The organism is Streptomyces sp. NPDC101132 (genome assembly GCF_044759225.1).
Lineage (GTDB): Bacteria > Actinomycetota > Actinomycetes > Streptomycetales > Streptomycetaceae > Streptomyces.
In genome coordinates, this window is the sequence record NZ_JBIVYX010000003.1 from 332,526 (window position 1) to 345,284 (window position 12,759).

The 12,759-nt window shown below is 74.1% G+C and carries 10 protein-coding genes; 6 read left to right on the forward strand and 4 right to left on the reverse strand.

Features of this window, described 5'->3' with window-relative positions; translation table 11 throughout:
- Positions 1-106 precede the first annotated feature (106 nt).
- Together ileS and ACIQUR_RS09085 are read right to left on the reverse strand one after the other, a co-directional pair.
- Positions 107-3,271 (reverse strand): isoleucine--tRNA ligase, encoded by a 3,165-nt coding sequence (ileS, locus tag ACIQUR_RS09080; protein ID WP_403660670.1) that lies wholly within the window; start codon positions 3,269-3,271, stop codon positions 107-109.
- Positions 3,272-3,798: 527 nt separating this feature from the next.
- Entirely contained in the window at positions 3,799-4,908 is a 1,110-nt protein-coding gene (locus ACIQUR_RS09085) for a hypothetical protein (RefSeq protein WP_403660673.1), read from the reverse strand.
- A gap of 40 nt (positions 4,909-4,948) precedes the next feature.
- Between ACIQUR_RS09085 and ACIQUR_RS09090 the strand changes: the two genes are divergently transcribed.
- The 5 genes from ACIQUR_RS09090 to ACIQUR_RS09110 all read left to right on the forward strand — a co-directional run bounded on the left by ACIQUR_RS09090 (position 4,949) and on the right by ACIQUR_RS09110 (position 9,238).
- Positions 4,949-5,452: a TraR/DksA family transcriptional regulator gene (locus ACIQUR_RS09090; protein WP_403660676.1), complete on the forward strand. Its 504-nt coding sequence runs from the start codon at positions 4,949-4,951 to the stop codon at positions 5,450-5,452.
- A gap of 131 nt (positions 5,453-5,583) precedes the next feature.
- Positions 5,584-6,141 carry a signal peptidase II gene (gene lspA, locus ACIQUR_RS09095; protein WP_403660680.1) on the forward strand — a complete coding sequence of 186 codons (558 nt, stop codon included), beginning with the start codon at positions 5,584-5,586 and terminating at the stop codon, positions 6,139-6,141.
- A 41-nt stretch (positions 6,142-6,182) separates the two neighbouring features.
- Positions 6,183-7,124 carry an RluA family pseudouridine synthase gene (locus ACIQUR_RS09100; protein WP_403660683.1) on the forward strand — a complete coding sequence of 314 codons (942 nt, stop codon included), beginning with the start codon at positions 6,183-6,185 and terminating at the stop codon, positions 7,122-7,124.
- Positions 7,121-7,561, forward strand: coding sequence for a GNAT family N-acetyltransferase (locus ACIQUR_RS09105; RefSeq protein WP_403660685.1), 441 nt, complete (start codon positions 7,121-7,123; stop codon positions 7,559-7,561). Before ACIQUR_RS09100 ends, ACIQUR_RS09105 begins: the two co-directional genes overlap by 4 nt.
- An 84-nt stretch (positions 7,562-7,645) precedes the next feature.
- Positions 7,646-9,238 (forward strand): Na+/H+ antiporter, encoded by a 1,593-nt coding sequence (locus tag ACIQUR_RS09110; protein WP_403660688.1) that lies wholly within the window; start codon positions 7,646-7,648, stop codon positions 9,236-9,238.
- Here ACIQUR_RS09110 and ACIQUR_RS09115 read toward each other — a convergent pair.
- Complete coding sequence (locus ACIQUR_RS09115; RefSeq protein ID WP_403660691.1) at positions 9,219-10,343, reverse strand: mechanosensitive ion channel family protein; 1,125 nt, start codon at positions 10,341-10,343, stop codon at positions 9,219-9,221. The two genes, ACIQUR_RS09110 and ACIQUR_RS09115, sit on opposite strands and share 20 nt — an antisense overlap.
- Before the next feature lie 49 nt (positions 10,344-10,392).
- Between ACIQUR_RS09115 and ACIQUR_RS09120 the strand changes: the two genes are divergently transcribed.
- Positions 10,393-10,962, forward strand: coding sequence for a dienelactone hydrolase family protein (locus ACIQUR_RS09120; RefSeq protein ID WP_403660694.1), 570 nt, complete (start codon positions 10,393-10,395; stop codon positions 10,960-10,962).
- Between the two features lie 27 nt (positions 10,963-10,989).
- Here ACIQUR_RS09120 and ACIQUR_RS09125 read toward each other — a convergent pair whose 3' ends face one another.
- Positions 10,990-12,750 carry a protein kinase gene (locus tag ACIQUR_RS09125; RefSeq protein ID WP_403660697.1) on the reverse strand — a complete coding sequence of 587 codons (1,761 nt, stop codon included), beginning with the start codon at positions 12,748-12,750 and terminating at the stop codon, positions 10,990-10,992.
- Positions 12,751-12,759 lie beyond the last annotated feature (9 nt).

Sequence of the window (12,759 nt, forward strand, 5' to 3'; positions counted from 1 at the left end):
GTCGGGGTGCGGGGCCGGCTGCCGGCGGCCTCGGGAGGCTCCGGGACCGGGGGAGGGGACATGGCTGTGGCCCGGACCCCGGCGGGGTCCGGGCCACAGGGGTGGGTCAGGCCTTGCGGAGGCGGAAGGTGAGGCCGAGGGCCTCGTCCTCGAAGGCGGCGCCGTACGAGTCGTCGCCCGCGCCGGAGGCGAAGTCCGTGGCCAGGACCTCGTCCGCGATCAGGGCGGCGTGGTCCGTGAGGGCCGTGGTCAGCTCGGCGTCGGCCGCGGACCAGCGGAGCGCGATGCGGTCGGCCACGTCCAGGCCGGAGTTCTTCCGGGCCTCCTGGATCAGCCGGATCGCGTCACGCGCCAGACCCGCCAGCTTCAGGTCGGGCGTGATCTCCAGGTCGAGCGCGACCGTCGCGCCGGAGTCCGAGGCGACGGACCAGCCCTCGCGCGGGGTCTCGGTGATGATGACCTCCTCCGGGGAGAGGGTCACGGTCTCGCCGTTGACCTCGACCGTGGCCTCGCCCGAGCGCAGCGCCAGCGACAGCGCGGCGGCGTCGGCGGCCGCGACGGCCTTGGCCACGTCCTGGACGCCCTTGCCGAAGCGCTTGCCGAGGGCCCGGAAGTTCGCCTTGGCGGTGGTGTCCACCAGCGAGCCGCCCACCTCGGACAGCGAGGCCAGCGAGGAGACGTTCAGTTCCTCGGTGATCTGCGCGTGGAGCTCGGTCGAGAGGGCCTCGAACCCGGCCGCCGCGACCAGCGCGCGCGAGAGCGGCTGCCGGGTCTTCACGCCGGACTCGGCGCGGGTGGCACGGCCCAGCTCGACGAGCCGGCGCACGAGCACCATCTGCTGCGACAGCGTGGTGTCCACGGCCGAGGTGTCCGCCTCCGGCCAGGAGGACAGGTGCACCGACTCCGGGGCGCCCGGCGTGACGGGGACGATCATGTCCTGCCACACCCGCTCGGTGATGAACGGCGTCAGCGGGGCCATCAGCCGCGTGACGGTCTCGACCACGTCGTGCAGGGTGCGCAGCGCCGCCTTGTCGCCCTGCCAGAACCGGCGCCGCGACCGGCGCACGTACCAGTTCGACAGGTCGTCGACGAAGGCGGACAGCAGCTTGCCGGCGCGCTGGGTGTCGTACGCCTCCATGGCCTCGGTGACCTGGGCGGTCAGCTGGTGCAGCTCGGAGAGCAGCCAGCGGTCGAGGACGGTGCGGTCGGCCGGGGCCGGGTCCGCGGCGGAGGGCGCCCAGTCCGACGTACGGGCGTACAGCGCCTGGAAGGCCACCGTGTTCCAGTAGGTCAGCAGCGTCTTGCGCACGACCTCCTGGATGGTGCCGTGGCCGACGCGGCGGGCCGCCCAGGGGGAGCCGCCGGCCGCCATGAACCAGCGGACGGCGTCGGCGCCGTGCTGGTCCATGAGGGGGATGGGCTGGAGGATGTTGCCCAGGTGCTTGGACATCTTGCGGCCGTCCTCGGCGAGGATGTGGCCCAGGCAGACCACGTTCTCGTACGACGACTTGTCGAAGACGAGGGTGCCGACCGCCATCAGCGTGTAGAACCAGCCGCGGGTCTGGTCGATGGCCTCCGAGATGAACTGCGCCGGGTAGCGCTTCTCGAAGATCTCCTTGTTCTTGTACGGGTAGCCCCACTGCGCGAACGGCATCGAGCCCGAGTCGTACCAGGCGTCGATGACCTCGGGGACGCGGACGGCGGTCAGGGCGCAGCCCTCCGCCGTGCAGGGGAAGGTCACGTCGTCGATGTACGGGCGGTGCGGGTCCAGGGAGGAGTGGTCCTGGCCGGACAGCTCCGAGAGCTCCGCGCGCGAGCCGACGCAGGTGAGGTGGTTGTCCTCGCAGCGCCAGATCGGCAGCGGGGTGCCCCAGTAGCGGTTCCGGGAGAGCGCCCAGTCGATGTTGTTGTTCAGCCAGTCGCCGAAGCGGCCCTGCTTGACCGACTCGGGGAACCAGTTGGTCTTCTCGTTCTCCCGCAGCATCGCGTCCTTGACGGCGGTGGTGCGGATGTACCAGGACGGCTGCGCGTAGTAGAGCAGCGCGGTGTGGCAGCGCCAGCAGTGCGGGTAGCTGTGCTCGTAGGCGATGTGCTTGAAGAGCAGGCCGCGGGCGTCGAGGTCGGCGGTCAGCTGCTCGTCGGCCTTCTTGAAGAAGACGCCGCCGACCAGCGGGACCTCCTCGCCGAAGGTGCCGTCGGGGCGGACCGGGTTGACCACGGGCAGGCCGTACGCGCGGCAGACCGCGAGGTCGTCGGCGCCGAAGGCCGGGGCCTGGTGGACCAGACCGGTGCCGTCCTCGGTGGTGACGTACTCGGCGTTGACCACGTAGTGGGCCGGGGCGTCGAAGGGAACCAGCTCGAAGGGGCGCCGGTAGGTCCAGCGCTCCATCTCCTTGCCGGTGAAGGTCTGGCCGGTGGCCTCCCAGCCCTCGCCGAGGGCCTTCTCCAGCAGCGGCTGCGCGACGACCAGCCGCTCCTCGCCGTTGGTGGCCACGACGTACGTGACGTCGGGGTGGGCCGCCACGGCGGTGTTGGAGACCAGGGTCCAGGGGGTGGTGGTCCAGACGACCAGCGAGGCCTGGCCGGCGAGGGGACCCGAGGTCAGGGGGAAGCGCACGTAGACCGAGGGGTCGACCACGGTCTCGTAGCCCTGGGCCAGCTCGTGGTCGGAGAGGCCGGTGCCGCAGCGGGGGCACCAGGGGGCGACCCGGTGGTCCTGGACCAGCAGGCCCTTGTTGAAGATCTCCTTCAGCGACCACCAGACGGACTCGACGTACTCGGGGTCCATCGTGCGGTACGCGTCGTCGAGGTCCACCCAGTAGCCCATGCGGGTGGTGAGGTCGGCGAAGGCGTCCGTGTGCCGGGTCACCGACTCGCGGCACTTGGCGTTGAACTCGGCGATGCCGTACGCCTCGATGTCCTGCTTGCCGTTGAAGCCCAGCTCCTTCTCCACGGCGAGCTCGACCGGCAGACCGTGGCAGTCCCAGCCGGCCTTGCGGGCCACGTGGTAGCCGCGCATGGTCCGGAAGCGCGGGAAGACGTCCTTGAAGACGCGGGCCTCGATGTGGTGCGCGCCGGGCATGCCGTTCGCGGTCGGCGGGCCCTCGTAGAAGACCCACTCGGGGCGGCCCTCGGACTGCTCCAGCGTCTTGGCGAAGGTCTTGTTCTCGCGCCAGAAGTCGAGGACGGCGTGCTCCAGGGCGGGCAGGTCGACCTGGGCGGGCACCGGGCGGTACTGCGACGGTGTGGGCTGCTGGCTCTGCGTACTCATCGGGTGTGCTCTTCCTCCAACGGCGGGTCCATCTCCGTCGGAGGGACGAGAGCCTCGGCTCCCGCGGTACCACCCTCCTTGGCCCCCGGAGCGCCCTGGCGCGCCGGTGGCCCCCTCATTAGGGGCGCGGGCCGGTTCTACTGACCCGGGGCCCTGCAGGCTCCCTGGGCGTTCTTCCGGCGGCTCCGGGGTGATCCTTCACGTCGCGCTCGCCCCCGGGCTCACACCGTCCCCGGGTCGCTCCTGGCTGCGTACGACGCTACTCGTCCCCATCCATGCCTTCCGCTCGGCCCAGTGTAAGGGCCGGGGGACGCGTCGGCAGACCGGTTTGTGCGGCGTCGGCGGGGCGCTCGGAGGCGGTACGGCCGGGGCGCGGGGGCGGGGGCGGTGTTGACCCGAACGGCCGACGCGCCCCTGCCGCGCCCGTTGTGGCGCCGGCACCGGATTACCCGGCCCTGAGCTGGGCACAACGGATGCAGGTTGGCCTCGGAGGACGTGCGCCCCGTTGCCGCGGGGTATGAGCCGATTTATCGTCCCAGCACGATTCGCGTGCAGATCACAATATGTGAAGGGGCCGCGGCCATGGTGGCGAAGAAGACCGCCGCGAAGAAGACGGCGTCCGCTGGGAAGAAGTCCACGGCCACGAAGGCGGCACCTTCGGAGGCCGTCTCGGGCAGCGCGCACGCGGTGAAGTCCGCGGCCCGGGCGCCGGTGGACCGGGCGGCCGACCTGCCGGAGGTGACCGACCGGGCGGTGACCGGTGCGAGGGCGGCCAGGAAGACCCTGCCCGCCGGGGCGCCCGCGCCCGAACCGGCGCCGAAGAAGAGCATGGCCAGGGCCGTGGAGCCGGCGCGGGGAAAGGCGGGCTCGTCCGGGACCGCGGTGAAGAGCGCCTCGGCGAGCACTCCGCCGAAGGGCGTGGTGAAGCCGGCGCCGAAGAAGGCCGCCAAGGGCGGGCCAGGGCCTTCGGAGGCCGTCTCGGGCAGCGCGCACGCGGTGAAGTCCGCGGCCCGGGCGCCGGTGGACCGGGCGGCCGACCTGCCGGAGGTGACCGACCGGGCGGTGACCGGCGCGAGGGCGGCCAGGAAGACCCTGCCGTCCCGGGCACCGGCACCGGAGGACCCGGCGGAGGATCCGGCCGCCGGGGCGTCCGTGCGGACCGCGTCGGCGAAGAAGGCGACGGCCGCCAGGACCCGGGCAGCAGCCAGGACCACGAAGGCCACGGCCACCAAGACCCCCAAGACCACGACCCCCAAGACCACGACCCCCAAGACCACGACCCCCAAGGCCACGGCCACCAAGGCCACGGCCACGAAGGCGAGGGCCACCCGGGCCGCGGCGGCGGACGGCGCCGCCGCGAAGGCCGGCGCCGCCACGAAGGCCGGGGCCGCGAAGGGCGCGGCGGTGGACGGCACCGCGGCGAAGGCCGGCGCCGCCACGAAGGCCGGGGCCGCGAAGGGCGCGGCGGTGGACGGCACCGCGGCGAAGACCACCGCTAAGGCCACCGCCAAGCCCACCGGGAAGAAGGCCGCTGCGGCGACCGCCGGCAGGAAGGCCGCGACGAGGAACGGCGCCACCAGGGAGGCCGCCGGCACGGCGGCGGTGAAGAAGGCCCCGGCCAGGAGGGCGGCGGCCAAGGGGGCGGCACAGACCGCGGAAGAGACGGGAGCCGGGACAGTGGCAGCCAAGAAGAGCAGCGGCACGGGCAGGGCCTCGACGGCCAGGAAGGCGGCCCTGGCCGCCACCAGCGGCCTCCCCAGGGCCGGGGCCACGGCCGTGGCCCCCGGCGAGCTGGCGGTCCGGCCGGGCGAGGACCCGTGGACCCCCGAGGAGGTCGCCGAGGCCCGGGCCGAGCTGATGAGCGAGATCCTGCGGCTGCGTGAGGAACTGCACCACTCCGAGGAGGCGATCACCGGCCTGATGCGCGACTCCGGCGACGGCGCGGGAGACGACCAGGCCGACACCGGTACGAAGAACATCACGCGGGAGCACGAGCTGGCCCTGGCCTCGAACGCCCGCGAGATGCTGGAGCAGACCGAGCGCGCCCTGGAGCGCCTGGACGCGGGCACGTACGGCGTCTGCGAGAACTGCGGCAACCCCATCGGCAAGGCCCGCATGCAGGCCTTCCCGCGCGCCACCCTGTGCGTGGAGTGCAAGCAGAAGCAGGAACGCCGGCACTGAGGCCCCCCGGCCGTGTCGTCCGGGTCACGCTCGGCCCGCGGTCCCGGCATCCCGTGGCGGGCGTGACGTACCCTCGTGTTCTGATCGGGCACCTTCTGGCGGCCCCGAGGACCTGAATTCGAGGGATTCACGTGGCAGAGGCGGAGGGCGTCATCGGTACGCCGGACATCGGGGAAGCCCAGCCTGAGGCGGACCGGCCCAAGGGGCGGCGCCGGATCGCCGCGCTGCTCGTGGTCGCCCTGGTCGTGTACCTGCTCGACCTGGGCAGCAAGATGCTGGTGGTCGCCAAGCTGGAGCACCAGGCGCCCGTCGAGGTCATCGGGGACCTGCTGAAGTTCGAGGCGGTCCGCAACCCCGGTGCGGCCTTCGGCTTCGGCGAGGCCTTCACGATCATCTTCACCCTGATCGCGGCGACCGTGATCGTCGTCATCGTGAGGATCTCGCGCAAGCTCTACAGCCTGCCGTGGGCCATCGCGCTGGGCGGGCTGCTCGGCGGCGCGCTCGGCAACCTCACCGACCGGATCTTCCGCTCGCCGGGCGTCTTCCGCGGCGCTGTGGTGGATTTCATCGCACCGGCCCACTTCGCCGTCTTCAACCTCGCGGACTCCGCCATCGTCTGCGGTGGGATCCTGATCGTCCTGCTCTCCTTCAAGGGTCTGGACCCGGACGGAACGATCCACAAGGACTGAGCGCGTCCGGGTGTGCCGGCGGAGTCCGGCATACTCGACGGGTGAGTACGATTCCCGAGATCCGCACCCTGCCCGTCCCCGATGGCCTCGAAGGCGAGCGCGTCGACGCCGCCATCGCCCGTATGTTCGGTTTCTCCCGGACCAAGGCGGCCGAGCTTGCCGCGGCGGGGAAGGTCTCGGTCGACGGCAGCGTCGTCGGGAAGTCGGAGCGCGTGCACGGCGGTGCCTGGCTGGAGGTCGAGATGCCGGGCGCGCCCCGGCCGGTCGAGGTCGTGGCCGAGCCCGTCGAGGGCATGGAGATCGTGCACGACGACGACGACATCGTCGTGATCATGAAGCCCGTGGGCGTCGCGGCCCACCCCAGCCCCGGCTGGACCGGCACCACCGTCATCGGCGGCCTCGCCGCCGCCGGGTACCGCATCTCCACCTCCGGTGCCGCCGAGCGCCAGGGCATCGTCCACCGCCTCGACGTCGGCACCTCGGGCCTGATGGTCGTCGCCAAGTCCGAGCGCGCCTACACCTCGCTCAAGAACCAGTTCCGCGAGCGCGTCGTCGACAAGCGCTACCACACCCTGGTCCAGGGCCACCCGGACCCGATGAGCGGCACCATCGACGCCCCCATCGGCCGGCACCCCAGCGCCGACTACAAGTGGGCCGTGACCTCCGACGGCAAGCCGTCCGTCACGCACTACGACCTCATCGAGGCCTTCCGCGCCGCCTCCCTGCTCGACATCAAGCTGGAGACCGGCCGCACGCACCAGATCCGCGTGCACATGTCCGCCCACCGGCACCCCTGCGTCGGCGACCTCACCTACGGCGCCGACCCGACGATCGCCAAGCGGCTGGGCCTCACCCGCCAGTGGCTGCACGCCATGCGCCTGGGCTTCGAGCACCCCTCCGACGGCGGCTGGGTCGAGTTCGAGAGCGCCTACCCCGCCGACCTCCAGCACGCCCTCGACGTCATCCGGGCGGAGAGCGAGTGACCTACGCCGTCCGCGTCGCGACGACGGACGCCGACCGCGAGGCCTGCTTCGCGGTCCGCGCGGCCGTCTTCGTCGTCGAGCAGCGCGTACCCCGGGAGATCGAGTACGACGCCCACGACGCGGACGCGGTGCACGTGCTGGCCACCGGCGCGGACGGCCCGCTCGGCACCGGACGCCTGCTCACCGGGCTCGCCGGACCGGGCGTCGGCTCCCTGGGCCGGCTCGCCGTCACGCGGGCCGCCCGCGGCCTGGGCGTGGGCGCGGCCCTGGTCCGGGCCATCGAGGCCGAAGCGGTCCGGCGCGGGCTGACCGCCGTCGACCTGCACGCCCAGACCCACGCCCTCGGCTTCTACGAGCGGCTGGGCTACGCGCCGTACGGCCCCGAGTTCGACGACGCCGGCATGCCCCACCGCGCCATGCGGCGGACGCTGGGCTGAACCGGCCGCCCCCGCCGGCCGCGAGGGGCGCGCTGCCCGCCGCAATGCCCCGGATCGTCCCGCCCGGCTGCGAGGCTGGGCGGTGTGGATCAGCTCGCCCTCCTCTTCCTGCTGCTGCTCGGGGCCGTCGTCACGGTGCCCCTCGGCGACCGGCTCGGGCTGCCCGCCCCGGTGCTGATGACCCTCGGCGGCGTGGTGCTCGCCCTGCTGCCCTTCGTACCGGACGTCCAGGTCCCGCCCGAGTACATCCTCCCGCTGGTCCTGCCACCCCTGCTGTACGCCTCCGTGCAGCGCACCTCCTGGCGCCAGTTCGCCGCCAACGTCCGCCCCATCCTGCTGCTCGCCGTGGCCCTGGTCTTCGTCACCACCGCCGCCGTCGGATGGGTCGCCAACGCCGTCGTACCCGGGCTGCCCGTCGCCGCCGCGCTCGCCCTGGGCGCGCTGGTCGCCCCGCCCGACCCGGTCGCCGCCACCGCCGTCGCCGGCTCCCTCGGCCTGCCCCGGCGCATGGTGTCGATCCTGGAGGGCGAGGGGCTCTTCAACGACGTCACCGCCATCGTGCTCTACCACGTGGCCATCGCGGCCGCGGTCGGCGGGGAGTTCTCCTGGACCGGCGCCATCGGCGAGTTCGTCCTCTCGGCCGCCGTCGCGGTCGCCGTCGGACTGGCCCTCGGCTGGACCGCGCACAAGCTCATGGGCCGCCTCGGCGACGCGACCCTCCAGATCGGCCTCACCCTTCTCGTCCCCTTCGTCGCCTACGTGCTGGCCGAGGGGCTCCGCGGCTCCGGCGTCCTGGCCGTGCTCACCTGCGCCCTGTTCCTGGCCGAGTACGCCACCGACGCCGACGACGTGCTGGGCCGGCTGGCCGGGCACACCTTCTGGGAGGTCGTCGACATGCTGGTCACCGGCGTCGCGTTCGGCCTCATCGGACTGGAGCTGCACCAGGTCTTCGGGATCACCGAGGGACGCGCCTGGGAGATGGCGGGGTGGGCGGCGGCCGTCGTCGGCACCGTGGTCCTCGTACGGCTCCTCTGGCTGCTCCCCGCGGCCTGGGCGGCCCGCCGCCTGCACCAGCGGCTGCACGGCGAGGACGAGGACATCCCGGTCGACTGGCGCGAGAGCGTGGTCATGTGGTGGGCCGGAATGCGCGGAGTGGCCTCCGTGGCCCTCGCGCTCGCCATCCCGCTCAGGACCGACTCCGGCGCGCCCTTCCCGATGCGCGACGAGATCATCTACATCGCCTTCGCCGTCATCATGGTGACCCTCGTCGTCCAGGGCCTCACCCTGCCCCGGCTCGTCCGGCTCCTCGGCGTCCGCGCCGACACCGACGCCGCCCGGGAGTTCGAGCGGCGCCTCGCCGTCCGCGCCGCCAAGGCCGCCAAGCGCCGGCTGCGCGAGATCGAGGACGTCGAGGAGATCCCCGAGGAACTCGTCGAGCAACTCCTGCGCCGCGCCTACGACGTGGGCGCCCGCATCAGCCCCGACATGGTGGAGGAGGAGCGCCGCGAGGCCTACGGGCAGCGCGTCGCCCGGCTCCGTACGCTCCAGCGCATCCAGCGCGAGATGATGTCCGCCGCCCGCCACGAGGTGCTCGCCGCCCGCAGCGAGCCCGGCGCCGACCCGGAGGTCGTGGACCGGGTGCTGCGGCACCTCGATGTCAGGAGCCTGCGCCCGTGACCGGCGGGGCCCCGGCACCGGTGACCGGGCCCCCGGCACCCGTGACCGGTGTGCCGCCCGGACCTCCGGCCGGCGGGGCCGCGGCGGGGCCGGTGCTGACCTTGGGCAGGGCGTACGGGTGCTCCGCGCACAGCCAGGCGATCAGCCGCTCCCGCACCTCGCAGCGGACCGTCCACAGGTCGTCGCCGTCCTTCGCCGTGACCACCGCCCTGACCTGCATGGTGGTGGGCGTGGAGTCCGTGACGACCAGGCTCGACGACCGGCCGTCCCAGGCCGGGCAGGCGGCCAGGATCTCCTGCAGCCGGCCCCGCATCAGGTCGACCGGCGCGGAGTGGTCCACGTGCAGGAAGACCGTGCCGGTGACCTCCGCGCCGCCGCGCGACCAGTTCTCGAACGGCTTGCCGGTGAAGTACGAGACGGGCATGGTCAGCCGGCGCTCGTCCCAGGTCCGCACGACCAGGAAGGTCAGGGTGATCTCCTCGACCCTGCCCCACTCGCCGTCCACCACCACGGTGTCGCCGATCCTGACGGTGTCCCCGAAGGCGATCTGGAGTCCGGCGAACAGGTTGCCCAGGGTGGACTGCGCGGCGATGCCCGCCACGATGCCGACGATGCCGGCGGAGGCCAGCACGGAGGCGCCGACGGCCCGCATCGCCGGGAAGGTCAGCAGCATCGCGGCGACCGCCACCACCACGATCACCGCCGTCACCACCCGGTGGATGAGCGTGACCTGGGTACGGATCCGGCGCATCCGGGCGGACTCCTCCGCGCCGGCCGCGTAGCGCGCGTACGCCGAGTCCACGACGGCGGTGGCGATCCGGACCAGCAGCCAGGCCGCCGCCCCGATCAGCACCAGCGTGAGCGCGCGGGCCACGCCGACGGCATGGTCCGCCGACAGCCCGGCCCGGCGGTGGACACCCCTCAGCAGGGCGGCCAGCAGGACGAGTTGGAAGGGGCGGCGGCAGCGGCGCAGCAGTCCCCACAGCGGGGTCTCGTAGTGACGGGCGTCGGCGCGGCGCAGCAGGAGGTCCAGCAGCCACCCGGCGAGCAGGGTGAGCACGACCGAGCCGCCGATCACGGTCAACGGGCGCAGCACGTTCTCCATGACCCGACCGTAGCCGACCGCCGCACACCGGAGCTGGCACGATGGACGCATGAACATCGTGCTCTTCCACTCCACGTACGGACTGCGGCCCGCGGTCCACGCCGCGGCCGACCGGCTGCGCGCGGCCGGCCACGAGGTCCACGTGCCCGACCTCTTCGAGGGCCGGGTCTTCGACACCGTCGAGGAGGGCATGGCGTTCCGTGACGAGACCGGCCGGGACGAGCTGCTCAAGCGGGCCGTCCTGGCGGTGGCCCCCCACTCGGACCGGGGCCTGGTGTACGCGGGCTTCTCCTTCGGCGGCTCGGTGGCCCAGCAACTGGCGCTGGCCGACGAGAAGGCGCGCGGACTGCTGCTCCTGCACGGCACCGCCGACATCGCGGACGACGCGGCGGTGGACGACCTGCCGGTGCAGCTGCACATCGCGGACCCCGACCCGTTCGAGACGTCGGACTGGCTGAACGCGTGGTACCTGCGGATGCGGCGGGCGGGCGCGGACGTGGAGGTGCACACCTACTCCGGCGCGGGGCACCTGTTCACCGACCCGGAGCTGCCGGACTACGACGCGGAGGCGGCGGAGCGGACGTGGGCGACGGTGCTGGCGTTCCTGGAGAGCATCTAGGCCGGCGCCCTGCGGGCCGGCCGCGCGTCAGTCCCGCCGGCAGCGGCCGCCCGGGGAACTCGCGGGCGGGACGCACGTGTAGACGCCGTCGGCCGGGTCGGCGCTGAGCCAGCGGCCGATGCAGGCGTCGGCGCTCGTACGGCCGCGCCCGGCGCAGAAGGCGAGCGCGGCCCGGCCGTCCTCGAAGGGGCCTGGGGCGTAGACCACCCAGTAACCGGCGCGCAGGGAGGCGTAGTCGGAGCTGAGCAGCAGTTCCGCCTCGGGGACGGCGGCCCGGACGGCCGTCAGGCGGCGGTCGCGGGCGTCGGTGCCCGAGGCGACCGGCTCGGAGTACAGCTGGGCGATCCAGCGGCCGGCCAGGCTGCCGTCGCCGGAGCCCCCGCCCGTGCCGTCCGTGCCGCCGTCCGTCCCGGTGCCCGCGCTGCCGCCGCCCGTCGAGCCGTCGTACGAGGGGGCGTCGGCCGGAGAGGTGGCGGGTTCCGTCCCGGGCTGCGTGGCCGGGCCGCCGTCGGGGGTCGTGGGCGGGGCGGTGGAGGGTCCGGCGGTGGTGGCGGGTGCGGACGTGCCCGGCCGGGTGCCGCCCTTGGCGTCGCCGCCCGGGTCCCGGCCGCCGCGGTCGGCCAGCGCGTACGCGCCCAGGCCCAGCAGCGCGAGGGCGACCACGGCGGCGGCCGCGGCCAGCGGGGTGCGCGTCCCGCTCCGGGCCGGGCGGCCGGGCTCTTCGTGGCGGGTGGTGCCGGGATGCCCCGGACCCAGCGTCAGCTCCTGGCCGGTGTCCCCGGCCGGGCCGGGGGTGCCGCCCGCGGATGCCGGGCCGGCGACCGGACCGGGCCCGGGCCGGGGGGCCGGGGTGCGGGGCGCGGGCGGCGGCGGGAGGGGTGCGGCGATGCGGGGGCCGGGCAGCTCCCGTGCCGGCACCGGGGTGTCGACCTGGGTCGGCGGTGGCGGCGGAGGCGCGGGCGGCTCGCCGGGGCCGGGCGACGCGACCGCGGCCAGCAGCGCGTCGAGGGTCTCCGCGTCGGGCCGCGCCTCGGGGTCGCGTACGAGCACGGCCGCCAGTACGGGGGCCAGCGCGCCCGCGCGGCGCGGCGCCGGCACCGGCTCGTCCAGGACGGCGGCCAGCGTGGCCAGGGTGGTGGTGCGGCGCATGGGGCTCACGCCCTCGACGCACACGTACAGGGTGATCGCCAGCGACCAGAGGTCGCAGGCCGGCAGGTCGGCGCCGCGGATCCGCTCGGGGGCGAGGTACTCGGGGGTGCCGATGATCTCCCCGGTGACCGTCAGCGAGGAGGCGTCCTGAAGGGCGGCGATGCCGAAGTCGGTGAGCACCGCGGAACCGTCCGCCCGCAGCAGGACGTTGGCGGGCTTCACGTCCCGGTGGTGGATGCCGGCCGCGTGCGCGGCGCGCAGCCCGGCCAGCACCTCGCGGCCGGTCCGCGCGGCCTCGGCGGGGGTCAGCGGCGCGCGCTCGGCCCGGCTCTGCAGGGTGTCGCCGGGCAGCAGCTCCATCACCAGCCAGGGGTGCGGCCCCCGGTCTACGATGTGATGGATGGTCACCACGTGCGGGTGGTTGATCCGGGCCAGCGCGCGGGCCTCGCGCAGCACCCGCTCGCGCAGCAGCCCGGACCCCTCGTCGGGGCCCGGGCCGTGGACGGGCCGCACCTCCTTGAGGGCGACCTCGCGGTGCAGGGCACGGTCCAGCGCTCGCCAGACCGTGCCCATGCCCCCGCTGCCGAGCCGCTCAAGCAGCTCGAACCGTTCGTCGATCACGTCCCCCGGCGCGCTCATGGCGCCAGG

Excerpts from the sequence above, each read along its gene's own strand:
- ileS (WP_403660670.1), bottom strand. The coding sequence starts at position 3,271 with ATGAGTACGCAGAGCCAGCAGCCCACACCGTCGCAGTACCGCCCGGTG.
- ACIQUR_RS09115 (WP_403660691.1), bottom strand. The coding sequence starts at position 10,343 with ATGGAGAACGTGCTGCGCCCGTTGACCGTGATCGGCGGCTCGGTCGTG.
- ACIQUR_RS09120 (WP_403660694.1), top strand. The coding sequence starts at position 10,393 with ATGAACATCGTGCTCTTCCACTCCACGTACGGACTGCGGCCCGCGGTC.
- ACIQUR_RS09125 (WP_403660697.1), bottom strand. The coding sequence starts at position 12,750 with ATGAGCGCGCCGGGGGACGTGATCGACGAACGGTTCGAGCTGCTTGAG.